Below are 22,715 nucleotides of genomic sequence, written 5' to 3'. Positions count from 1 at the left end.
GGCGGCCGGAGGCCGCCATTCGCTCGAATTTCGCCCTGATGACGACTAGAGCGTGCGCGCCACCATCTCGACGCGGAAGCACTCGATGACGTCGCCGGCCTGGATGTTCTCGTAGTTCTGGAACGCCATGCCGCATTCCTGACCGACCGGAACCTCCGAGACTTCGTCCTTGAAGCGCTTCAACGTCTTCAGCGTCCCTTCGTGGATGACGACGTCGTCGCGGATCAGGCGCACGCCCGCGCCACGCTCGACCTTGCCTTCGGTGACGCGGCAGCCGGCAATCTTGCCGACCTTGGTGATATTGAACACTTCCAGGATTTCGGCGTTGCCGATGAAGGTTTCGCGGCGCTCCGGCGACAACAGCCCCGACATCGCATCCTTGATGTCATCCACAAGGCTGTAGATGATATTGTAGTAGCGGATTTCGATGCCGGCGGCTTCGGCTGCAGCGCGGGCCTGGACGTTGGCACGCACGTTGAAGCCGAGGATGACAGCGCCCGAGGTTTCGGCCAGGGTCACGTCGCTTTCGGTGATCGCGCCGGCACCCGAATGGACGATGCGCGCCCGAACCTCGTCGGTGCCCAGCTTGTCCAGGGCCGCATCGATGGCTTCGATCGAACCCTGCACGTCGCCCTTGATGACCAGCGGGAATTCCTTCAGCCCGCTCGTCTGCAACTGCGACATCATCTGTTCGAGCGATCCACGCTGGCCGGCATGCTTGGCCACCGCCTTGTCGCGGGCAATGCGCTGGCGATATTCGGTGATCTCGCGAGCGCGGGCTTCGTTGTTGACCACGGCGAAGCGGTCGCCGGCATGCGGCGTGCCCTGGAGGCCGAGCACCTCTACCGGCATCGCCGGCGGCGCTTCCTTGACATGCTCGCCACGGTCGTTGACCAGCGCGCGGACGCGACCCCATTCGTTGCCTGCAACAATGATGTCGCCTGGCATCAGCGTACCGGTCTGTACCAGCACAGTCGCCACCGGTCCACGACCCTTATCCAGTTGCGCCTCGATGACGACACCTTCGGACGTACGATCCGGATTTGCCTTGAGGTCGAGGATTTCGGCCTGCAGCAGGACGGCTTCGAGTAGTTTGTCGAGGTTGGCGCCGGTCTTGGCCGACACCTCGACGTCCAGCACTTCACCACCCATCGATTCGACGAACACTTCGTGGCGCAGCAATTCCGAGCGCACTTTCTGCGGATCGGCTTCGTGCTTGTCGATCTTGTTGATCGCAACGATGATCGGGACGCTGGCCGCCTTGGCGTGGCTGATCGATTCGACCGTCTGCGGCATCACGCTATCGTCCGCTGCTACCACTAGGATGGCGATATCGGTGGCCTGCGCGCCGCGGGCACGCATTGCCGTGAAGGCCGCGTGGCCGGGCGTATCGATGAAGGTGATCTTCTGGCCGTTCTTCTCGACCTGATAGGCTCCGATATGCTGGGTGATGCCTCCCGCCTCGCCCGATTGCACATGGGCGTTGCGAATGGCGTCGAGCAGCGAGGTCTTGCCATGATCGACGTGACCCATGATCGTCACCACCGGCGGGCGGCTGACCAAATCCTCTTCGTTGTCGGCGATGTTGAACAGGCCTTCCTCGATATCGGATTCCGCCACACGACGTACGGTATGACCGAATTCGGTCGCGACCAGTTCAGCCGTATCGGCGTCGATGACGTCGCCCGGCTTCAGGATCTGGCCCTGCTTCATGAAGTACTTGACCACGTCGACGGCGCGCTCTGACATGCGCTGCGCCAGTTCCTGAATGGTAATGGTCTCGGGCAGGATCACTTCGCGCATCACCTTTTCGCGCGGCTCATTGTGCATCGCGCGTTTGAATTTCTCCTGGCGTCGACGCATCGACGACAGCGAACGGGCGCGCGCTTCTTCACCGGCAAGCGCGGTGTTGAGGGTGAGCTTGCCGCGGCGACGGTCTTCCTCTCCCTTGGTCGGCTTGGCCGGACGCGCGACTTCGGGCGTGACCAGACGGCGCACCGGCGCACCGGCAGCGGCTGGGCGCTTCGGCTTAACGTCTTCGTCGTCCGCTGCAACCATATCGGCGGTTTGCGGCGCGCGACGGCGAGCCTCTTCCTCTGCCCGGCGACGGGCTTCGGCCTCGGTCAGCAGGCGGGCCTCTTCTTCGGCCTGACGGCGGGCGGAATCGTCGCGCTCGCGGCGGCGACGTTCCTCGTCGTCGGCGCGGCGCTTGGCATCTTCGGACGCACGCTGGCGGTCTTCGGCTTCGCGAGCCTTGGAGCCTTCCAAAGCACGACGGCGCGCTTCCATCTCGCCACGCGACAATTCATTCAGAACCAGTCGCTCGGCAGGCGCGGGTGCAGGCGCCTTGGGCGCTTCCTGCACGATTGGCGCGGGCGCCGTTGCGGGTTCGGGCGCGGCGACAGGCTGCGGCGCAAATACGGAAACGGGCTGCGGCTCCGGCTTCTCACCAGGGATGTTGAACTTGCGCTTCTTGGTCTCGACAACGACCGACTTGCTGCGGCCGTGCGAGAAATTCTGGCGCACCGTACCCTGCTCCAGGCCCGGACGCTTCAGCGTCAAGGTCTTTTTCGGCGTCACGCTCAACGTCTTGTCGTCACCCGATTTCGTATCGCTCATTCCATATCCTCTGCGGCGTCATCTTCGCCAGCGACGGCCGCAAGCATCGCCAGATCGTCCGGGGTACCGCCCCGGTAACGGTCGAGCGCAACCATGCGCTTCTGAGCCGCCTTGCCCGCGTCTCCCGCGAGAACGGCAGCATGTATCACATTTGTGCCCCCCAATGCCAAACCCAATTCGGCTTCGGAGAAAAGTTTGTGGGCACGGATCGCGGGGCCACCGAGATGGGCCGTGGCGCGGCGGGCCTGGCTGATCTTGCGCACGCCATCGGGCGACGCCTCGGCAGCGTGCAGGACGAACAGGGCCGTCCCGTTTCGCACCGCTGCCTCGACCTTGGTGGCACCGAGAGCGATGCTCCCTGCCTTACGGGCAAGGCCCAGCATGCCCAACGCAGACCTTTCAAGCAAGCTCTCGACCATGCCGCCCAATTCGGGCGGGACGGAAACCTTGGCCTTGAAGGCGCGTGCGAACAGTCCTTTCGCCGCAGCCTTGTCCACATGTAGGCGGTCGGCGGTGACCCAGCAACCGCGGCCGGGAAGGTTTCTCTTGATATCCGGGACGACGGCCGTGTCCGGGCCGACGACGAAACGGATCAGATCATCCGTTTCGGCGGTCTTTCTCGTGACGATGCAGGTGCGATCGTTCATCTCGGCCAAGGGGTGCTCCGGGTCGGCTCACGTCACGCACCGGCAGCTTCGGCATCGACCGCCTCGGCCTGGGCTTCCTCCTCGGAAATCCAGCCGGCCTTGAGGCGAGCGGCCAAAACCATCTGCTCAGCGTCGGCGCGGGATACGCCATGGCTGGCAAGCACACCCGGATAGACCTTGGTCTCGCCGTCCTTGCGTTCTTTCCAGCCGGTGAGGTCGTCGGCAGCGTAGCCGGCGAAATCCTCTATCGTCTTCACGCCATCCTCGCCAAGCGACACCATCATAGCGGTGGTAATGCCGGGAATTTCGCGCACTTCGTCCTCGACGCCGAGTTCCTTGCGCTTGTCATCCTGCTCGGCCTCGATCTTTTCCAGATATTCGCGGGCGCGGGTCTGGATTTCGCTGGCCGTATCCTCGTCGAAACCGTCGATGGAGGAAATCTCGTCGGCATCGACATAGGCGACCTCCTCGACGCTGGTGAAGCCTTCCGAAGCCAGTACCTGGCCGACCATCTCATCGACATCGAGCGCATCCATGAACAGGCTCGAGCGTTCGACAAACTCCTTCTGGCGGCGCTCGCTCTCTTCCTGTTCGGTCAGGATGTCGATATCCCAACCGGTCAATTGCGAGGCAAGGCGCACATTCTGGCCGCGGCGGCCGATGGCCAGCGAAAGCTGGTCGTCGGGCACCACGACTTCGATACGCTCAGCATCCTCGTCGAGCACGACCTTGGCGACCTCGGCCGGCTGCAGCGCGTTGACGATAAAGGATGCAGCCGACGGAGACCACGGGATGATGTCGATCTTCTCACCCTGCAATTCGCCCACGACAGCTTGCACGCGGGAGCCGCGCATACCGACGCAGGCGCCGACCGGATCGATCGAGCTATCGCGCGAAATGACGGCGATCTTGGCACGAGAACCCGGATCGCGCGCCACCGACTTGATCTCGATGATGCCGTCGTAGATTTCCGGCACTTCCATCGTGAACAGCTTTGCCATGAACTGCGGATGGGTGCGCGACAGGAATATCTGCGGGCCGCGCTGCTCGCGGCGCACGTCGTAGACATAGGCGCGCACGCGATCGCCGTACTTGTAGTTCTCGCGCGGGATCAACTCGTCGCGGCGGATGATTGCCTCACCGCGGCCCAGATCGACGATGACGTTGCCATATTCGACGCGCTTGACGGTGCCGTTGACGATCTCGCCAATGCGATCCTTGTATTCGTCATACTGGCGATCGCGCTCGGCTTCTCGCACCTTCTGGACAATGACCTGCTTGGCAGACTGTGCCGCGATGCGACCGAAGTCCATCGGTGGAAGCTGCTCGGCAATGAAATCGCCAAGCTGGGCGTCCGGATTGCGCTCGCGCGCCGAAACAAGTGCGATCTGGGTGGCATAATCCTCGACCTGCTCCACCACTTCCATGAGGCGCTGAAGCTTCATTTCTCCAGTCTGCGGATTGATGTCGGCGCGGATGTTGGTTTCCTGGCCGTAGCGCGAGCGGGCCGCCTTCTGGATAGCGTCGGCCATCGCATCGATGACAATCTGCTTGTCGATCGACTTTTCGCGCGCGACCGCGTCCGCGATCTGCAGCAATTCAAGCCTGTTGGCGCTTACAACCATGTCTTTCTCCCTGAACCTTGCCGCAATCCATCGCGGCAGTTCAATCAATCTTCCTGTTCGTTATCGTCTTCTTCAGCACCCTCGGGCGCATCATCCTGTCCTGCGTGGCGCCTCTTGGCTTCCTTGCGCGCACGATTGTCCTTCGACAGCGCGTCGCGGATCAGGTCATCCGTCAGGATGAGACGCGCCTCGGCAATCGCATCATAAGGCACGCGCACACTCGGCGCTTCGCCATAAGCTGCCTGGTCACGCTGGATCACTACGCCTTGATCGTCAGCTTCGGCGATCTTGCCCTTGAAGCGCTTGCGGTCGGTGACGAGAGTTACGGTCTCCATCTTCACCAGATGGCCAAGCCAAGTGGTGAAATCCGACTTGCGCACCAGCGGGCGGTCGATACCAGGCGACGACACTTCCAGATGATACGCCTGTTCGATCGGGTCTTCCACATCGAGCGCCGGCGATATTGCGCGGCTGACTTCTTCGCAGTCTTCGACGTTCATGGTGCCGTCGTCGCGCTCGGCCATGATCTGCAGCGTCAGTCCGCTCTGACCCGACAGCCTGACCCTCACGAGCCGAAAGCCGATGCCGCGCAGGACCGGCTGGATGATCATGGCAATGCGCGCATCGATTCCGCTCTCGCGGATGATGCGGTCGTCGCCATTCGCCTCGCCTGACGTCACTGTCATCAAACCCTGTGGTTTTGAACCGGTAGGTAATAAAAAAGAGCGGGACCGGGTGGACCCACTCTTCGTCATACCGACCAAGAATTTGATCGCGATATAAACGATCAGGCGTGATGTTTCAAGGCCGAACACCGAACAGCGTCATATCGGGTGCGATTTGCGCAGCGATGCGCCCAGCGCAAGGCGCATATGTCGAAACGAGCATTCAAATCTTTTGCAGCGCACCCCATCTGTGATGCATTGCAACATAAGTGGTGCGACAGCACCGGAAAGGACCATCATCATGGTCAAGCGTAGCGCACTGGCAGGGATCAGCGATCTCTTCATCGCCCTCGGCAGCGCGGTCGCCGTTTCGAGCGCGATTGAGGCCGGCCGCAAGCCGAAAGCACGCCACCTCAGCAATCTGGGCATCGATCCACGCGCCTTCGACAAAATCGGCCGCTAAGATCGACATGAACAGCTGCCGGGAAATTCCGGCAGCGTTACTGCTCACTTCCGCACGAAAGTGAGATAGGCTGGTTGCCTGCCTTCGCGGATCGCCTTGGCTTCGTAGCGGGTGCCGGGCCAGCTATCATAGGGTTGGTGCCAATCTGCGGCCTGCCTAGCCTGCCATTCAAAATCGTCATGAGCGCGGCAATGCTGAAGCGTCCAGTTGACATAGGTATCTATGTCGGACGCAAATCGGAATCGGGCACCGGATTTAAGGACACGCGCAAAGCGGTCCAGATTGACCTTGCTGATGAAGCGCCGCTTCCAATGCTTCTTCTTCGGCCAAGGGTCGGGATACAGCAGGTCTATGCCATCCAGCGACGCCGCCGGCAGCCAATCCAGCAGCCGTGTCGCATCCTCATCAAACACCCTGATATTGTCGAGCGGCTCTCTTTCCAGCGCCGTCATCATCTTGGCCATGCCGTTGACGAAAGGCTCGGCCCCGATGAAGCCGCTAACAGGCGCGGATGTCGCTTCGTGGAAAAGATGCTCACCACCGCCGAAACCAATTTCCAGACGCACGGCGTTCACAGGCGCCTGGAAAATCAGGCGCAGATCGGCGGGGGCCGGGCTCGACAAGTCGAGCCCGTAACGCGCCAAGCCGCCTTCCAACGCCACCGACTGGGCCGGGCGGATGGTCTTGCCGCGACGGCGACCGAAAAAAGCCTCGCTGGCGCGTGTGGGTCTTTCGTCAGAGGTCACGGCGAGCGCCACCGCATTCAAGCGGCGATGGCTTCCTTAAGCGCCTTGGCAAGGTCGGTCTTCTCCCAGGAGAAGGAGCCGTCGCGGCCGGGCTTGCGGCCGAAATGACCATAGGCCGTGGTCTTGGCGTAGATCGGCTTGTTAAGATCGAGATGTCGGCGAATACCCGTCGGCGACAAGTCCATGACCTCGCGCAACGCTTTTTCCAGAACGGCCTCATCGACCTTGCCGGTACCATGCAGATCGACATAGACCGACAGCGGCTGCGCAACGCCGATGGCGTAAGAAAGTTGGATCGTGCAGCGATCCGCCAATTTGGCCGCAACCACGTTCTTGGCCAGATAACGCGCCGCATAGGCAGCGGAACGGTCGACCTTGGTGGTATCCTTGCCCGAAAAGGCACCGCCACCGTGCGGAGCAGCCCCACCATAGGTGTCAACAATGATCTTGCGTCCGGTCAGTCCGGCATCCCCGTCCGGCCCGCCAATGACGAACTTTCCGGTCGGGTTGATATACCAGTTGCAATCGTCGGCGATTTTCAGGTCTCCCAAAGCCTCGCGTATATATGGTTCGACAACCTTGCGGACCTTGTGTGAATCCCAGCTTTCGTCGAGATGCTGGGTCGAGAGAACGATCTGCGTGACTTCGGCGGCCTTGCCGCCGACGTACCTCACCGTAACCTGGCTCTTGGCGTCGGGGCCGAGTTTGCCGACCTCACCCTTGCCTTCGTGTCGCGCGGCGGCGAGCAGTTCGAGAATCTTGTGGCTGTAGTAGATCGGCGCCGGCATCAGGTCGGGCGTTTCACGACAGGCATAGCCGAACATGATGCCCTGATCGCCCGCGCCTTCTTCACCCTGCTTGTCGGATGCGTTGTCTACGCCTTGTGCGATATCGGCCGACTGGCCATGCAGGAGAACATCGATCTTGGCCGTCTTCCAATGGAAACCGGCCTGCTCGTAGCCGATTTCGCGGATCGCCTTGCGCGCTACAGATTTGAATTTCGCCGGATTGATAACCGGGAAGTCGCCGGAATCGGTCAGGACGTTACCCTGCTTATCCTTCTTCAGGAGTGAATTCGGAACACGGAGTTCGCCGGCAATGACAACCCGATTGGTCGTCGCCAGCGTCTCGCAGGCGACGCGCACCTCCCAGGGATCCATGCCGGTCTTCCTGGCTTCTCGATAGACCAGATCGACGATCTCGTCGGAAATGCGATCACAGACTTTGTCGGGATGCCCCTCCGATACCGATTCAGAGGTGAAGAAGTAGTCCTGGCGACTCACGGGTGTCCCCTCTCGAAATGATAGCTGCGCGCCGTTAAGCGCGCCACGTGTTAGCGGTGCGCGCCACGTCTCGTCAAGCAATATGCCCGCCAACGGGATAACACCGTCGGCGGCGCAAAGTCCTGCAATGACATTCTCTAATCGAAGTCGTCAGGGGAAAGCGATTTCACAAGGTCGAGAATGCGGCGACGCACCTTTTGGTCCGTGATTTTCACGAAAGCACGGTTGAGTTGCAAACCTTCCGTGCTGGAACAGAATTCCATCACCGAACTCATGGACGAGTCCTCGGAAAAACCGCGGCCTGTGGAAGGCGCCTGGCCGGGGGCGTCCTCGAAAAAGAAGGCGACAGGAACCTCGAGGATCAATGCGATCGCCTGCAATCGGCTGGCGCCGACACGGTTCGTGCCTTTCTCGTATTTCTGAATCTGCTGAAACGTAATCCCCAGGTTTTCACCCAGTTTTTCCTGGCTCATTCCAAGCATATTTCGGCGCAGCCGAATGCGGCTACCAACATGAATGTCGATTGGGTTCGGTTTCTTTTTGTTTTCTTCTACCATTTTTTCCTCGCCGATTTTTTCGGCATTTTTCTGTTTTTGGGCCTGAAGACGCCTGGCCAGAGCGCCCCCGATGAAACTTGCCAACGCGTACTGAAAATTGTCAGGCAGATACTATATGAATTTCTAATATACGGACTGTCAATTCGCCCGTAGCCTTTGTCTTACGTTTACGACAAGAGAAGCGGCGGCAAACAACAGAACCGTCAGCAATCCGTTAACGCGCCGCTGACGCGTCGACACCGTCTCCAGCCTGTAGACTGGCAATTGAACGTCTATCTCCCCCTTCGCGCCGATCGCCAAAGCGTCGACGATTCTCCCCCTTTGATCCACGACGGCAGAGATGCCAGTGTTAGCCGCTCTTAACAAAGGCAGTCCGTTCTCAACCGCACGTACCTGAGCCTGTCTGAAATGCTGATAAGGGCCCGGTGTGTCTCCAAACCATGCGTCATTGGTTACGTTCACAATAAGCTCAGATGACGTAACGTCAATTGCTACAAGATCGGAGAAAATGACCTCATAGCAAATGAAGGGCAGCGCCATCACACCTCCGGGTACGGAGATGGCATGACGCTCGTTTCCGGCGGCAAAATTCATTGGACCTGCAACGATCTGTTTCAACCCGATGCGGCCGAACAGATCGGCAAACGGGATGTATTCGCCAAAAGGCACGAGGTGGACCTTGTCGACCGCATCGACGATCTCGCCACGGTCGTTGATTGCCGCAACCGAGTTATAGTAGCGGTCGTCGGAGGCTCCCGCCACGGCCGCCTCTTCGCGCACGATACCGGCTAGCAACATCTGGCCGTCGTCCAGCATTTCGGCGAGTGCCGAAAACGCATCGGGCCGCTCATTGAACAGGAACGGCACTGCGGTTTCCGGCCAGATGATCAGCTTCGGCTTGCCGTGTCCCTGTTCAGGCGGCTTTGCCGACTGCGCCAGAAGCGAGGCGAAGATGCGGTCGCGCACCACCTTGTCCCACTTCTCGCTTAGATCGACCGCAGGTTGGACAATGCGCACATCAAGATGTTCGACCGTATCCGGCGCCGACTTGGTAAGTCGATAATAACCAAAGCCGACATCGGCGAGGATAAGGGTGGCAAACAGCACGACGCCAAGGCGAAGGTTTTGGCGATTGGCCAGCAGGGCTGGCAGCCCAAAGACGAAGACCGCCAGCGCATTCATGCCATCCATACCAACCACGGACACGCTTTGCATGAGTAACGGCACGGGCATTGCCGCATATCCGACGGCATTCCACGGAAAGCCGGTGAAAAGAAAACCGCGAAGCCATTCTCCGAGCGCGAAGCCGAATGCGAGAGCCGCTATGCGGCCGATATTGCTGCTCCAGAGAAGCCGGGCGACGGCCGTCGCTAAGCCATAGAAGATGGCAAGCACCAGCGGGATACCGACAAGGGCGAAAGGCAGAGCCCAGGCAAAGCTTTCGGCTTCGACCAAAAGGGCTGCGCCAATCCACCAAAGCCCGGCCAGGAAATAGCCGAAGCCGAACCACCAGCCGACGGCAAACGCGGGGCGCAGGCGCCTGAAACGCCCCGCGGAGGCATCGCCGGTGGCACCGTCGAGCAGCAGGACCAGGACCGGAAAGGAAACAAAGCAGGCGGCGAAGAAATCGTAAGGCGCCTGCCCCAGAACAGCCAGTGCACCGGCAAGAAATGCCACAACGGCACGGCGCCAGCCCCAGAGCAGAATTATGCGGCCCGCTAGGCGCTCCATGAAATCTTCCGATTCGCGCGAATCACGGGAGAAGATTTATCAGGCTGAAGCCTTCACTCCAACGGCACTCACCCGCAATAGATCAGGCTTGCTCGGCACGAGCCACGCGCTTGCGCCGGTCACCTTTCAGGATCTGCACAATGCGAACGCGTTTCACCCGTCGCGGATCGGCGTCGAGCACATGGAATTCGAAGCCGGGGATCGCCTGTACCACCTCGCCACGCGCCGGCACGCGGCCAAGCGTGTTGAAGATCATCCCACCGATTGTGTCGACGGATTCGCCATGCTCGCCGGCAGCGAACCCCTCGCCGATCATGGCTGCAACCTCATCGATCTCGGCCTTGCCATCGACGATGAAAGCGCCATCGCCAGCCTTGGTGACCATCGGCTCCTCGTCGTCGTGCTCGTCCTCGATATTGCCGACAACCATCTCGACGATGTCTTCCAGCGAAGCGAGACCGTCCGTCCCGCCATATTCGTCTATGACCAGCGCCATCTGTGTGCGCGCCGTCTGCATACGACCCATCAGGTCGGAGGCCAGCATCGATGGCGGCACAAACAACACCGGCCGCATGAGACCGAGATCGCCGATGGTGCGGGTGAGATCGACCTGAGCCAGATCAAGGTCAGCACCCGTCGGCCGTTTGCGGGTGGTGCGGCGTTTTTTGCCACGCGCGCTGCGGGTGATGTGGGCCAGGACGTCGCGGATGTGGACCATGCCGCGTGGATCGTCCAGCGTCTCGGCGTAGACAGGCATACGCGAATGGCCGGATTGCTCGAACACGGCAAGCAGGTCGCCGAGCGTGGTCGCGATCTCCACGGCCTCGATGTCGGCGCGAGGCACCATGACGTCCTCGACGCGCACTTCGCGCAGGCGCAGGATGTTGTTGAGCATCGCCCGTTCGCCGGGAGAGAATGAGCCGGCTCCGCTCGCCGTCTCGGCAAGCGCGTCGGCGATCTCTTCGCGAAGCGTGGTGCCGTTGCGGTGCCTGAACAGACCGATCAGCCGTTCGAAAACGGATGGCCCGGCAGGTGCGGTGTCAACCGAAACACTGCCGGACATGGTACTGGGACTAGGGTCCTCGTCGGTATTTTCGGGGGGCTTGCCCGCACTGCCGGCGTCTGGGCGGGCGGCAGTCTGTGGTGTGTCGGTCATCGTCGTCCGGTTGGTTTGCGCCTCGTAGTTACGCATAGGGATCGGGAATGGCAAGCCTCGCCAGCGCTGCGCGCTCGACGGCCTCCATGGCCTCGGCCTCGGCGTCGGTCTCGTGATCATAGCCTAAAAGATGCAGGAGGCCATGGATGACGAGATGACTGATATGGTTCTCGATCGGCTTTTCTTCCAGTTCCGCCTCCAGCGAAACCGTCTCGAATGCAAGCACGATATCGCCCAGCATAGGCGGCAACGGCCCGCCACCCGACGTCGGAAATGCCGGGAAAGACAACACGTTGGTCGGCTTGTCCTTGCCCCGCCAGCCGGCATTCAACTCACGGATATTAGCATCGTCGGAAAAAACGATGCTAAGCTCGCTTTGACCCGACCAAGCCGAACCGATCTCGGCAAAGGCCGCGCCTGCAGATCGCTCGACAAATTGCCTCAGTACTTTCTCGTCCGGCCACTGGCCAGCCTCGACCAGAAGATCGATATCGAGAGGGTGCGACAAAGCGGTCGCGGACGGTGGTGTGCCTATGGGCATGGTGACGCCGCGATCAGCCTTCCACGCCAAGGCCGCGGGCGACCTTGCCGTCGCGATCGTAGGCCCTGACGATCTCGGCAACCAGCGGGTGGCGCACCACGTCGGTGTCGTTGAAACGCACGGTGACAATCCCCGGCACCCCATCCAGAACCCGCAAAGCCTCGACCAGGCCGGAGCGCGTATTTTGCGGCAAGTCGATCTGGGTCGGGTCACCGGTGACGATCATGCGTGAATTCTCGCCCAGGCGCGTCAGGAACATCTTCATCTGCATCTGCGTGGTATTCTGCGCCTCATCAAGGATGACAGCGGCATGCGCCAGCGTGCGGCCGCGCATGAAGGCCAGCGGCGCGATCTCGATGACGCCCGCGGCTATCGCCCGTTCGACCTTGTCTCCCGGCATCATATCGTAGAGTGCGTCGTAGAGCGGTCGCAGATAGGGATCGACCTTTTCCTTCATGTCGCCGGGCAGGAAGCCAAGCCGCTCGCCGGCTTCCACGGCTGGCCGGGACAGGATGATGCGCTCGACCATGCCGCGTTCGAGCAGCATGGCCGCATGCGCGACCGCCAGATAGGTCTTGCCGGTGCCAGCGGGACCGATGCCGAACACCAATTCGGAGCGCTCTAGCGCCCGCATATAGGCGTCCTGATTGAGCGAACGGGCATAGATGGTCTTCTTGCGGGTCGAAATCTGCGCGGCTGACACCTTGCCCTTGCGCTCCAATGTCGGCAGCGTGAGTTGATCGTCGGCAGCGACCGCCATCCGCACCGCTCCGTCGACGTCGGACTGGCCGATATCAACGCCCTTCTGCAGGATGTCATAGAGGCTGTCCAGCGCGCGGCGTGCCTGCTCTGCCGCCGACGACGAACCCTTGATGGTGAGTTGGTTGCCACGCGAACGGATATCGACCCCGAGCTTTTGCTCGAGCCTGGCCAGGTTCTCATCGAACTGACCGTAAAGGGCGCTCGCCAGCTTGTTGTTGTCGAAGGTCAGAACGATGTGCGCCATGTCCGATGCCCCCGACTCCAGCTTAGAGGGCACGTTCTTCAGATCGGCAGCGCTCAACCGTCTCTCCTCATCTGCCGTGGCCTTGCTCAGGCCGGTTCGGCGAACAGGCTATTGTAGCCAGTCTTCGTGATTCGCACGTCTACAATGTCACCGATTTCCGCGACCTTTTCATCAACAATAACCGGTTGCAGCCACGGCGACCGTCCGACCTTCTGGCCGGCCTGCCGGCCCGGCTTCTCGATCAGGGTCGACATCGTGCGCCCAACCATGCTTTGCGTGAAGCCCTGTTGCTGTTCGACCAGCAACGACTGCAACCGCTGCAAGCGCTCGTCCTTGACCTCATCGGGCACATGGCCGTCCATTTCGGCGCCCGGCGTGCCGGGGCGCGGTGAATACTTGAAGGAGAACGCCGAGGCGTAGCCGACCTCGCGCACGATCTGCATCGTCGCCTCGAAATCGCCTTCGGTCTCACCGGGGAAGCCGACGATGAAGTCACCCGACATGGCAATGTCGGCGCGCGCGCCACGGACACGTTCGATCAGCCGCAGATAGTCAGCCGCCTTGTGGCGGCGGTTCATCGCCTTCAAGATGCGATCCGAACCGGACTGCACCGGCAGATGCAGGTAAGGCATCAGCACGGCCAGATCGCGATGTGCAGCGATCAGGTCATCGTCCATGTCGCGCGGATGGCTGGTGGTGTAGCGCAGGCGGGCAAGGCCGGGGATTTCCGCCAAGCGAAAAAGCAGTCGGCCGAGGCCCCACTCGCTGCCGTCCGGACCCTCGCCGTGCCAGGCATTGACATTCTGGCCGAGCAGCGTGACTTCGCGCACCCCCGCCTCGGCGAGGCGCTCGGCTTCGGCGACGATCTGCTTGACCGGGCGCGAGACTTCGGAACCACGCGTATAGGGCACGACGCAGAAGGTGCAGAACTTGTCACAACCTTCCTGCACGGTCAGAAATGCCGTGACGCCACGCTTGATGACTTCGGCGCGCCTCGGCTGCGGCAGATGCTCGAACTTGTCCTCGATGGCATAGTCGGTCTCGACGACCTTCTCGCCCTTGCGGACCTTGGCAAGTACGTCGGGCAGGCGGTGATAGGTCTGCGGCCCTATGACCAGGTCTACGGAGGGCGAGCGCCGGAGTATCTCGCCGCCTTCGGCCTGCGCCACACAACCCGTAACGCCGATCGTAAGATCACGCCCGGCTTCTGCCCGTTCAGACTTCAGATCGCGGAGACGGCCAAGTTCCGAGTAGACTTTTTCGGCCGCCTTCTCCCGGATATGGCAAGTGTTCAGGAGCACCAGATCGGCATTATCGATGGCTTCAGTCGCCACATAGCCGTCTGCTACGAGCGCATCGGTCATGCGTTGCGAATCGTAGACATTCATCTGACAGCCATAGGTCTTCACGAAGACCTTTTTCGGCATCGCAGGCGCGCTGCCAAGCGCAGCGCATTCATCGAGGCTTGTCGTTTCCAGTTCCATGCGGCGGCTTCTAACGCCTTTCAGTAGCAAAAAACAGCCGATTCTACGCCTTGGGCCGGCTCGAGGCGCCGGGTCGACTGGGGCGAGGTTCACGCAACGCCCCCTGCATCATCGCATTGACCTGTTTTTCCATGAGGCGTGAGGCCTGCTTGCGGTTCGAGGCGGAAGAAAACGCCACCGGCTCGCCGAAATGAACCTCCACATCCATGGCGCCCTCAGCCAACAGATCCTTGACATGCGGCACCAGATCCTGGTCCCCGATCCACGCGGCGTGGGGCCGGTGCTGGCGGCCGAGCGGCAAGCCATGCAGGCGCGTATAGGCAATCGCCACCGGCTGGATGAACACTTCCTCAGCCGCACCGCCCGAAACCGCCATGGCTGCTGCGCCAAACAGCGTGCTTTTGAACGGCAGGACCATGTTGCCGTCGCCGGTCGTGCCTTCGGCAAACAGCACCATGGCGTCGCCATTGGCCAGCCGCCCAGCAATTTCGCTGGCCTGATCGCCGGACTTGCGCCTGCGCTCACGTTCGATGAAGACGGTGCGCTGCAATTTCGACAGGAACCCGATCAGCGGCCAGCCTTCCATGTCGGCCTTGGCGATGAAACGCACGTCGGCCAGCGAGCCAAGGACGGCGATATCGGTCCAGGACACATGGTTGGCCGCCACCAGCAACGGACGTTCGTTCGACAGCGTTCCGGTGGCATGGACGCGCAGGCCGAGCGCCCTCAGGATCGCCTTGTGCCAGAGCCTCAATATGACGGTCTCGCGCCACAGCCCTGTCTTCATCGACACGAGTTGCAGCGGCACGAGCAGGAGCGTGCTTGCCGCGACGAACACCAGCGCCAGAAACGTCCTGATCTTGGCCATCCTCTTTTCGCCCTCACATCAGCGAAGGTCGCGGCGCATGACAAGCGCGCCAGTCGGGCCATGCTCGGGCGAGCGGTAGTAGTTCGGGCGCTTGCCGACTTCGCCGAATCCCAGTCGCCGATAAAGCGCGATCGCCGCAGCGTTGGTTTCATCGACTTCGAGGAACAGGGCTTCGGCGCGCTCCCCATGCAGTTCACGCAATACGGCGTCCATCAATCGCCAGCCGATACCTTGCCTGCGATGCGAACGGGCGACCGCGACAGTGAGGATTTCGCCCTCCCCGGCGGCAAGCCTGGCCAGCACGAAGCCGACAGGCGAGCGACCGCCCTGCCCGACCTCGCGCGCGGCGTAGCCGAAGACGGTGTCCTGCGCCAGCAAGGTGGCAAATTCGGTATCGGACCAGGGCCGCACGAAATCCTCCTGATGGAGCAGCGATAATGCGGGGCTATCGATCGTCGACAGCGGCTCAAGGACATAGTCGCGGCGACGGGGCGTCAGGAACGGGATGCGCATCAGCCCAGCCCTTGCCGGTTGATGCTTAACGCCTCTTTGCCACAGATCAAGGCTTGGCCCTCGGCAAGACGAAGCCGGCCTGCGGCTTGGCGTCGGCCCCGCGCAGATAGACGGGCGCGGGTTTGGCACCAACTCCCTTGGCGGCGGCAAGACGAGCGTATACGGGAATATCGGCGGTCGCACCTGCCGGACCGACATCGAAAGATCGACCAGCCGCATCGGCAACCAACGCGGCTGCCGTGCCGGCTAGGACCGGCTGCGATTTGGCCGCCATGTCGGTGGCCCCTTCCAGTGTCGTCACAGCGGGTCCAAAGCGCAGTTGCATCGCTTCATCATACAGCGCGGCATGGATTTCGCCACGCCCGGCGTCGAGTACCGCCAGCACCGCACGATGTGGAAACTCAGCGGCAGCCGCAGCAGCCAGCGCCTCCAGCGTGGTCACGCCGACGGCGGGGATTTTCAGCGCCAACGCAAGACCTCGCGCCGCCGAAACGCCCACACGCACGCCAGTGAATGAGCCCGGCCCCACAGAGACGGCAATGGCACCCAGATCGGCATAGGCTTTGCCGGCTTGCTCCAGCGCACCGGCGATCACCGCCATCAGATGCTCGGCATGCCCCTTGCCGAGATCCAGCACATTGCGGCCGAGTTCCTTGCCGGCAGCTGTGTCATAAACACAGGCGGCACAGAGGCTTGCGGCACAGTCGATGGCAAGGACGATCATGCAGTTATGTATTTGCCCCGCTCTCCCCGGCCTTCAATTCCAGCCGACGGGCGTGCAGGATAGGCTCGGTGTAGCCGCTCGGTTGGACCGCGCCCTTGAAGATGAGGTCGCAGGCCGCCTGGAAGGCGATCGACATGTCGAAATCGGGCGCCATAGGCTTATAAAGCGGGTCGCCGACATTCTGGTGATCGACGATGACGGCCATGCGCTGCAGCGAATCCATGACCTGGATCTTCGTGCAGACGTTGTGGCGCAGCCAGTTGGCGATGTGCTGCGAGGAAATGCGCAAGGTGGCGCGGTCTTCCATCAGGGCGACGTCGTTGATGTCGGGCACCTTGGAGCAGCCGACGCCCTGGTCGATCCAGCGCACGACATAGCCGAGGATACCTTGCGCGTTGTTGTCCAGCTCGCGCTGGATGTCGTCCGGCGTCCAGTTGGGACGGGTTGCCACCGGCACCGACAGGATGTCGTCCAGCCTGGCCTTTGGCCGGCCCTTCAGGGTTTCCTGAACGGCAGGCACATCGACGCGGAAATAGTGGGTGGCGTGCAGGGTCGCAGCGGTCGGCGACGGCACCCAGGCGGTATTGGCGCCGGCCTTGGGGTGGGCGATCTTCTGTTCCAGCATCGCCGCCATCAAATCCGGCATCGCCCACATGCCCTTGCCGATCTGGGCATGGCGCACAAGGCCGCATTCGAGGCCGGTATCGACGTTCCAGTTCTCGTAGGCGCCGATCCACGCCGCCTGCTTCATGTCGCCCTTGCGGATCATCGGGCCGGCTTCCATGGAAGTATGGATTTCGTCGCCGGTGCGGTCGAGGAAGCCGGTGTTGATGAAGGCGATGCGCGCTGAAGCGGCGCGGATGCATTCCTTGAGGTTGACGGTGGTGCGCCGCTCCTCGTCCATGATGCCCATCTTGATGGTGTTTTTCGCCAAGCCGACGAGCGCCTCGACGCGGTCGAAAACCTCGACGGCGAAGGCAACTTCCTCGGGGCCATGCATCTTCGGCTTGACGACATACATCGAGCCGGCGCGGGAATTGGCGCGGCGGCCGTCGGGGCCGATGTCGTTCAGGGAGATGAGCGCGGTGATCGCCGCATCCATGATGCCTTCCGGCACCTCGTTGCCGTCGCGATCCAGGATGGCCGGATTGGTCATCAGGTGGCCGACATTGCGCACCAGCATCAGCGAACGGCCGGGCAGGACAAGTTCGCTGCCGTCGGGCGCGGTGTAGGTGCGGTCGGCGGCGAGGCGGCGGGTGAAGCTCTTGCCGCCCTTGGCAATCTCCTCGGAGAGGTCGCCGCGCATCAGGCCCAGCCAGTTGGAATAGACGACGACCTTGTCTTCCGCATCCACTGCGGCGACGGAATCCTCGCAATCCTGGATGGTGGTGAGTGCCGACTCGACCACCAGATCGGCAATGCCGGCCTTGTCGGCCCTGCCGATGACGCTGTTGCGGTCGATGACGATCTCGACATGGAGGCCGTTCTTCTCGAGCAGCACCGCGCCGGGATTGGCCGCCTCGCCGCGCCAGCCGGCGAAATGGGAAGCATCCTTGAGCGCCGTCGGGCCGGCTTCGACCGCGACCTTCAGCCGGCCGCCGGAGACGGCAAGGGCGGTGACGTCCTTCCACGAGCCGGACACCAACGGGGCGACTTCGTCGAGGAAGGCGCGCGCCCAGGCGATGACCTTGGCGCCGCGCCTGGGATTGTAGCCCTTGCCCTTTTCGGCGCCGCCGGCGTCGGAAATGGCGTCGGTGCCGTAAAGCGCGTCGTAGAGCGAACCCCAGCGGGCGTTGGCTGCGTTGAGCGCATAGCGCGCATTCATGACCGGAACGACGAGTTGCGGGCCGGCGACCTCCGCGATCTCGGCATCGACGTTTTCGGTGGTGACCGAGAAGGCCGGGCCTTCCGGCACGAGATAGCCGATGTCGCGCAGGAAGGCCTTGTAGGCCTCCATGTCGGCGGGCGCGCCGTTGTCGCGATACCACTGGTCGAGTTTTGCCTGCAGCTCGTCGCGTTTTACCAGCAGCGCCCGGTTCTTCGGCGCGAGGTCGTGGACGATTTCGGAAAAGCCGGACCAGAATTTCTCCGCCTCGATCCCGCTGCCTTTCAAGGCCTCGCCGACAACAAAGTCGTGCAAGGGGCGCGCAATACGCAGCCCGGCGATCTCGATCCGGTTCGTCATTCAAAAAATCTCCGCAAGCCCCACCCGAAAGAGTAGGTGGCATCAATGCGGGCGCTTTGGCATGACAGGGCCAAAGGGTCAATGATCCGTTGGAACAATGGGCTTGGCCCACCCTTTTCCCCTATGGGGTGAGGAGTGGTGCGCGCTTGTTCATCGCCACTCTGCCTTTCGGCCCTGGGAGTCTTCTGCCCCGCCCTTAAGCTCGCTCGCTGCGCTCGTCGCTGGCGGGGGCCCCGGATGGCCAGACGGCTATCGGAGTTCGTGCTGTATGGTTGCCACGCCCGGCTTCGCCGTCTGGCCATTGTCAAAGAACTGACCTCTGCTTGTAGCGCGAAAGGTCGGGAAGACGGGCGGCCGTTCGGACGCTCGTTTAGGTAAGTAATGCGACCTTGCGGCCGCCCGTCCGGTGGCTTCCCTCAACCTGGGGGCTCATCACCCAGCCGCCCACCGTGGACGACCAGCCCGGCACCGTCGCCCTTCCCTGATACCCGGTGCGCACCAGGTCTCCCGCAAGGGCGATAAGGTGGAGTATGCGGGCAGGCGGAGAGGGTGGGGATGGATTTTTTTGCGAGAGTGAGCAGGATCAAGCGATTGGCGGAGCAATGGAGATGGTTTGATCCACATTCTGCGTTGTGCGCCCTGACCCATTGTGGCGGAATGGATGCCGGTTCGCCCTCGCTCCGCTCAGTTGGCCGGCATGACGAAGTTTTCCTTTGCCGCTTCGAGTTACAGTTGAGTTGGGATGACATGCGCCCGCAGCCACTCTTCCAGCACCGGCTTGCGGAAGGTGCCGGCTTCGAGATGGCGGTAGATGAAGGCGATCACGTCGTCCGGCCCGGCCTCCAGCCGCGCGCCGTTGAGGCCGAGAAAGATATCCATGCAGGCAAACGCCACGCGCTTGTTGCCGTCCCGTTGGTTCATGGCGAGGCTTTCCCACTGCGCCACGGAAGAAAGTGAGCTTAGCCACAGCCTCTCCCTCACCGAAGCAAAATGCAAAAAGTGGCGCTTCAACTCAGGTAAGACGGACTGGGGCATTGGGCACTGATACAATTCCCCTCAACATTAATCTGCAAATACATATTGGAGCAGATGCGGGTACAGAACAGATCGAAGCGATTTTCTCCGCCATGAGACGTTACCTAAATGACGCTCCGGCTAATTGAATCGCTGAAGAAGCTTCAGGAAAATGTTCTTGAGTTGGGTTTGGCAAGAGGCGTTCTCGCCTTGCCGGCTCCAAGGATGTTGGCGCTGCCATCACCTACTAGCGATGATGCCGCTGCCAGCAATGTATTCACGATAACAATTACTGAGCCCGAGATAGAGGGCGTTTCTCGTGATTTGTTTGTCTCAGGTCACTATTCTTTGGCAGTGCAGGAAGCTTACAAGGCGCTAGATAGGTTTATACGTGAAAAATCTGGCATAAGCCGTCACTCTGGCACGCAGTTGATGGATCAAGCGTTCAGCCCACGCTCTCCCATCTTGTTTTGGAGTGATCGTACTAGTCAATCGCAATTGGACGAGCAGCGCGGCTATCATCAGTTGTACGCTGGTGCCATGTTGGGAATTCGCAACCCGGTAACTCATGAGTTTAATTGGGTTGATGAGCCCGACATCGCCCTTGAACTGTTGGTTTTTGCCCAACACCTTTTAAGAAAAGCTAAGGCAGCAAATCTGGAAGCGCCGACAAATGAGCTTGAATCTAGTCAGAGCGCCTGAATGCAATATTTCTAAGGGACGCCGTCCCATCGCGATCTTGTCTTTCGTTTGCTTACCGAGCAGCTTGTGATCTGTTTTGCTGCATCGTTATCGTCGGGCCAAACCCGCGGATGACGATGCCGGAAGGTTGGCGGAAAACGCCTCGAAGTACCAGATCTTCGCGCCAAAAGGTGAGGACAAAGATCGTGCCCGTCATCAGGCGGCGCCCGGGGTGGGACCCGGTGCCTCCGGCACCTCCCACCCATAATTGACTAAAATCGATCCACCGGATCGATTTTCCGACAAGCAACTTCAGTTGCTTGTCGTCGTCAATTATCCCCCATCTTGAGCGCTTGGATAAACGCTTCCTGCGGGATGTCGACCTTGCCGAACTGGCGCATGCGCTTCTTGCCTTCCTTCTGCTTGTCGAGCAGCTTGCGCTTGCGTGAGACGTCGCCGCCGTAGCATTTGGCGGTGACGTCCTTGCGCAGCGCCGAAAGGGTTTCGCGCGCGATGACCTTGCCGCCGATGGCAGCCTGGATCGGGATCTTGAACATGTGCTGCGGGATCAGTTCCTTCAGCTTCTCGACCATGGTGCGACCGCGCTTTTCCGCCGCCGTGCGGTGGACCAGCATGGAGAGCGCGTCGACCGGCTCCTCGTTGACGAGGATCGACATCTTGACGAGGTCGCCTTCCCTGTAGTCGGTCAGGTGATAGTCGAAGGAGGCGTAGCCCTTCGAGATCGACTTCAGGCGGTCATAGAAATCGAACACCACCTCGTTGAGCGGCAGGTCGTAGACCAGCATGGCGCGCTTGCCGACATAAGACAGGTCGGACTGGATGCCGCGGCGGTCCTGGCACAGCTTGAGGATGGAGCCGAGGTAATCGTCCGGGGTGAGGATGGTGGCGCGGATCCACGGCTCCTCGATATGGTCGATCTTGACCACGTCGGGCATGTCGGCGGGGTTGTGCAGTTCCTTCACCTCGCCATTGGTGAGGTGCATGCGGTAGACGACGGAGGGCGCGGTGGCGATGAGGTCGAGGTCGAACTCGCGCTCCAGCCGCTCCTGGATGATTTCGAGGTGCAAGAGGCCGAGGAAGCCGCAGCGGAAGCCGAAGCCGAGGGCCGCCGAGGTTTCCATTTCATAGGAGAAGGAGGCGTCGTTGAGGCGCAACCTGCCGACGGCGGCGCGCAAATCCTCGAAGTCGGCGGCATCGACGGGAAACAGGCCGCAGAACACCACCGGCTGGGCCGGCTTGAAGCCGGGCAGCGCCTGCGTGGTCGGGCGGCGATCCTCGGTGATGGTGTCGCCGACGCGGGTGTCGGCCACTTCCTTGATCGAGCCGGTGATGAAGCCGAATTCGCCGGGGCCGAGTTCGTCGACGGCGACGCGGGCGGGCGTGAACACGCCGGTGCGCTCGACCAGATATTTGGCGCCGGTGCCCATCATGCGGATGGTCTGGCCCTTCTTCATGACGCCGTCGATGACGCGCACCAGGACGATGACGCCGAGATAGGCGTCGTACCAGCTGTCGACCAGCATGGCTTTCAGCGGCTTTGAGGCGTCGCCCTCGCGCGGCGGCGGAAGCTGGTGGACGATGGCTTCGAGCACGTCCTCGATGCCGATGCCGGTCTTGGCCGAGATCATCACGGCCTGGCTGGCGTCGAGGCCAATGACTTCCTCGACCTGTTCCTTGATGCGCTCGGGCTCGGCGGCGGGCAGGTCGATCTTGTTCAGGACCACGACGATCTCGTGGTTGTTGTCGATGGCCTGGTAGACGTTGGCCAGCGTCTGCGCCTCGACGCCCTGCGAGGCGTCGACGACCAGCAGCGAGCCTTCGCAGGCGGCGAGCGAGCGCGACACCTCATAGGCGAAGTCGACATGGCCGGGGGTGTCGATGAGATTGAGGATGTAGTCCTCGCCGTTCTTCGCCTTGTAGGTCAGGCGCACGGTCTGGGCCTTGATGGTGATGCCGCGCTCCTTCTCGATGTCCATATTGTCGAGAACCTGCTCCTTGCCGGCCATCTCACGGGCGTCCATGCCGCCGGTGAGTTGGATCAGGCGGTCGGCGAGCGTGGACTTGCCATGGTCGATGTGAGCGACGATGGAGAAATTGCGGATGTGGTCGAGCGATGTGGTCATGGGCGCGGGCTATAAAGCATTCGCAGGCAAAGTGGAAACCGGATTTCGGCGGACGAATGCGAC

General features: G+C 61.5%; 20 protein-coding genes. 2 read left to right on the top strand and 18 right to left on the bottom strand.

The genetic code is table 11. The features are described 5' to 3' along the window. Positions 1-45: 45 nt before the first annotated feature. From infB to rimP, 4 genes are read right to left on the bottom strand one after another with little or no spacing between them, the layout of a single operon-like run. Positions 46-2,619, bottom strand: coding sequence for a translation initiation factor IF-2 (gene infB / locus ASD64_RS09255; RefSeq protein WP_056104042.1), 2,574 nt, complete (start codon positions 2,617-2,619; stop codon positions 46-48). Beyond that, positions 2,616-3,266, bottom strand: coding sequence for an RNA-binding protein (locus ASD64_RS09250; protein WP_056104040.1), 651 nt, complete (start codon positions 3,264-3,266; stop codon positions 2,616-2,618). Before ASD64_RS09250 ends, infB begins: the two co-directional genes overlap by 4 nt. 32 nt (positions 3,267-3,298) lie before the next feature. After that, positions 3,299-4,891, bottom strand: coding sequence for a transcription termination factor NusA (nusA, locus tag ASD64_RS09245; protein ID WP_056104038.1), 1,593 nt, complete (start codon positions 4,889-4,891; stop codon positions 3,299-3,301). A 44-nt stretch (positions 4,892-4,935) separates the two neighbouring features. Beyond that, positions 4,936-5,577 carry a ribosome maturation factor RimP gene (rimP, locus tag ASD64_RS09240; protein ID WP_056104037.1) on the bottom strand — a complete coding sequence of 214 codons (642 nt, stop codon included), beginning with the start codon at positions 5,575-5,577 and terminating at the stop codon, positions 4,936-4,938. A 280-nt stretch (positions 5,578-5,857) separates the two neighbouring features. On the opposite strand from rimP, the gene ASD64_RS21380 reads away from it, so the two are divergent. Then, positions 5,858-6,019 carry a hypothetical protein gene (locus ASD64_RS21380; RefSeq protein ID WP_200957818.1) on the top strand — a complete coding sequence of 54 codons (162 nt, stop codon included), beginning with the start codon at positions 5,858-5,860 and terminating at the stop codon, positions 6,017-6,019. Positions 6,020-6,063: 44 nt separating this feature from the next. On the opposite strand, the gene trmB is transcribed toward ASD64_RS21380, so the two are convergent. From trmB to ASD64_RS09170, 13 genes are all read right to left on the bottom strand, one after another. Further along, positions 6,064-6,765 (bottom strand): tRNA (guanine(46)-N(7))-methyltransferase TrmB, encoded by a 702-nt coding sequence (trmB, locus tag ASD64_RS09230; protein ID WP_056104989.1) that lies wholly within the window; start codon positions 6,763-6,765, stop codon positions 6,064-6,066. Between the two features lie 17 nt (positions 6,766-6,782). Then, positions 6,783-8,048 (bottom strand): methionine adenosyltransferase, encoded by a 1,266-nt coding sequence (metK, locus tag ASD64_RS09225; protein WP_056104025.1) that lies wholly within the window; start codon positions 8,046-8,048, stop codon positions 6,783-6,785. Positions 8,049-8,185: 137 nt separating this feature from the next. Next, positions 8,186-8,605 (bottom strand): helix-turn-helix domain-containing protein, encoded by a 420-nt coding sequence (locus ASD64_RS09220; protein WP_056104988.1) that lies wholly within the window; start codon positions 8,603-8,605, stop codon positions 8,186-8,188. 138 nt (positions 8,606-8,743) lie between these two features. After that, the gene (lnt, locus tag ASD64_RS09215; protein WP_056104023.1) at positions 8,744-10,336 is read right to left on the bottom strand and encodes an apolipoprotein N-acyltransferase; all 1,593 of its coding nucleotides are present in this window, start codon (positions 10,334-10,336) and stop codon (positions 8,744-8,746) included. A gap of 82 nt (positions 10,337-10,418) precedes the next feature. Next, positions 10,419-11,492 (bottom strand): hemolysin family protein, encoded by a 1,074-nt coding sequence (locus ASD64_RS09210; RefSeq protein ID WP_056104986.1) that lies wholly within the window; start codon positions 11,490-11,492, stop codon positions 10,419-10,421. Positions 11,493-11,520: 28 nt separating this feature from the next. Next, complete coding sequence (ybeY, locus tag ASD64_RS09205) at positions 11,521-12,033, bottom strand: rRNA maturation RNase YbeY (RefSeq protein ID WP_056104984.1); 513 nt, start codon at positions 12,031-12,033, stop codon at positions 11,521-11,523. A gap of 13 nt (positions 12,034-12,046) precedes the next feature. Continuing rightward, positions 12,047-13,039 carry a PhoH family protein gene (locus tag ASD64_RS09200; RefSeq protein ID WP_244480770.1) on the bottom strand — a complete coding sequence of 331 codons (993 nt, stop codon included), beginning with the start codon at positions 13,037-13,039 and terminating at the stop codon, positions 12,047-12,049. Positions 13,040-13,125: 86 nt separating this feature from the next. Further along, complete coding sequence (gene miaB / locus ASD64_RS09195; RefSeq protein ID WP_056104019.1) at positions 13,126-14,523, bottom strand: tRNA (N6-isopentenyl adenosine(37)-C2)-methylthiotransferase MiaB; 1,398 nt, start codon at positions 14,521-14,523, stop codon at positions 13,126-13,128. Positions 14,524-14,566: 43 nt separating this feature from the next. Continuing rightward, complete coding sequence (locus ASD64_RS09190; protein WP_056104009.1) at positions 14,567-15,391, bottom strand: lysophospholipid acyltransferase family protein; 825 nt, start codon at positions 15,389-15,391, stop codon at positions 14,567-14,569. A gap of 18 nt (positions 15,392-15,409) precedes the next feature. Further along, positions 15,410-15,904: a ribosomal protein S18-alanine N-acetyltransferase gene (gene rimI, locus ASD64_RS09185; RefSeq protein ID WP_056104006.1), complete on the bottom strand. Its 495-nt coding sequence runs from the start codon at positions 15,902-15,904 to the stop codon at positions 15,410-15,412. A gap of 46 nt (positions 15,905-15,950) precedes the next feature. Beyond that, complete coding sequence (tsaB, locus tag ASD64_RS09180) at positions 15,951-16,628, bottom strand: tRNA (adenosine(37)-N6)-threonylcarbamoyltransferase complex dimerization subunit type 1 TsaB (protein ID WP_056104004.1); 678 nt, start codon at positions 16,626-16,628, stop codon at positions 15,951-15,953. Between the two features lie 4 nt (positions 16,629-16,632). Further along, positions 16,633-18,813, bottom strand: a complete 2,181-nt coding sequence (locus ASD64_RS09175) for a malate synthase G (protein ID WP_056103999.1) — start codon at positions 18,811-18,813, stop codon at positions 16,633-16,635. Positions 18,814-19,539: 726 nt separating this feature from the next. Then, positions 19,540-19,734: a hypothetical protein gene (locus tag ASD64_RS09170; protein ID WP_056103996.1), complete on the bottom strand. Its 195-nt coding sequence runs from the start codon at positions 19,732-19,734 to the stop codon at positions 19,540-19,542. A gap of 222 nt (positions 19,735-19,956) precedes the next feature. On the opposite strand from ASD64_RS09170, the gene ASD64_RS09165 reads away from it, so the two are divergent. Further along, entirely contained in the window at positions 19,957-20,529 is a 573-nt protein-coding gene (locus ASD64_RS09165; protein WP_056103993.1) for a TIGR02391 family protein, read from the top strand. 308 nt (positions 20,530-20,837) lie between these two features. On the opposite strand, the gene lepA is transcribed toward ASD64_RS09165, so the two are convergent. Then, a complete protein-coding gene (gene lepA / locus ASD64_RS09160) occupies positions 20,838-22,652 on the bottom strand; it encodes a translation elongation factor 4 (protein WP_056103992.1) in 1,815 nt (604 codons plus the stop codon). Positions 22,653-22,715: the final 63 nt, after the last annotated feature.

Origin of the sequence: Mesorhizobium sp. Root157 (assembly GCF_001427385.1) — a bacterium.
In the GTDB taxonomy this organism is placed as follows: domain Bacteria; phylum Pseudomonadota; class Alphaproteobacteria; order Rhizobiales; family Rhizobiaceae; genus Mesorhizobium.
The sequence above is the reverse complement of the archived record's forward strand: the minus strand, read 5'-3'. Positions and strand labels throughout refer to the sequence as shown.

Bases quoted from the DNA above. Each gene is read 5' to 3' on its own strand.
- infB (WP_056104042.1), bottom strand. From the start codon at position 2,619: ATGAGCGATACGAAATCGGGTGACGACAAGACGTTGAGCGTGACGCCG.
- ASD64_RS09210 (WP_056104986.1), bottom strand. From the start codon at position 11,492: ATGACCGACACACCACAGACTGCCGCCCGCCCAGACGCCGGCAGTGCG.
- rimP (WP_056104037.1), bottom strand. From the start codon at position 5,577: ATGACAGTGACGTCAGGCGAGGCGAATGGCGACGACCGCATCATCCGC.
- ASD64_RS09250 (WP_056104040.1), bottom strand. From the start codon at position 3,266: ATGAACGATCGCACCTGCATCGTCACGAGAAAGACCGCCGAAACGGAT.
- nusA (WP_056104038.1), bottom strand. From the start codon at position 4,891: ATGGTTGTAAGCGCCAACAGGCTTGAATTGCTGCAGATCGCGGACGCG.
- ASD64_RS09165 (WP_056103993.1), top strand. From the start codon at position 19,957: ATGACGCTCCGGCTAATTGAATCGCTGAAGAAGCTTCAGGAAAATGTT.
- rimI (WP_056104006.1), bottom strand. From the start codon at position 15,904: ATGCGCATCCCGTTCCTGACGCCCCGTCGCCGCGACTATGTCCTTGAG.
- lnt (WP_056104023.1), bottom strand. From the start codon at position 10,336: ATGGAGCGCCTAGCGGGCCGCATAATTCTGCTCTGGGGCTGGCGCCGT.
- ASD64_RS09175 (WP_056103999.1), bottom strand. From the start codon at position 18,813: ATGACGAACCGGATCGAGATCGCCGGGCTGCGTATTGCGCGCCCCTTG.
- ASD64_RS09200 (WP_244480770.1), bottom strand. From the start codon at position 13,039: ATGGCGCACATCGTTCTGACCTTCGACAACAACAAGCTGGCGAGCGCC.
- miaB (WP_056104019.1), bottom strand. From the start codon at position 14,523: ATGGAACTGGAAACGACAAGCCTCGATGAATGCGCTGCGCTTGGCAGC.
- tsaB (WP_056104004.1), bottom strand. From the start codon at position 16,628: ATGATCGTCCTTGCCATCGACTGTGCCGCAAGCCTCTGTGCCGCCTGT.
- ASD64_RS21380 (WP_200957818.1), top strand. From the start codon at position 5,858: ATGGTCAAGCGTAGCGCACTGGCAGGGATCAGCGATCTCTTCATCGCC.
- ASD64_RS09190 (WP_056104009.1), bottom strand. From the start codon at position 15,391: ATGGCCAAGATCAGGACGTTTCTGGCGCTGGTGTTCGTCGCGGCAAGC.
- ASD64_RS09220 (WP_056104988.1), bottom strand. From the start codon at position 8,605: ATGGTAGAAGAAAACAAAAAGAAACCGAACCCAATCGACATTCATGTT.
- ybeY (WP_056104984.1), bottom strand. From the start codon at position 12,033: ATGCCCATAGGCACACCACCGTCCGCGACCGCTTTGTCGCACCCTCTC.
- lepA (WP_056103992.1), bottom strand. From the start codon at position 22,652: ATGACCACATCGCTCGACCACATCCGCAATTTCTCCATCGTCGCTCAC.
- ASD64_RS09170 (WP_056103996.1), bottom strand. From the start codon at position 19,734: ATGAACCAACGGGACGGCAACAAGCGCGTGGCGTTTGCCTGCATGGAT.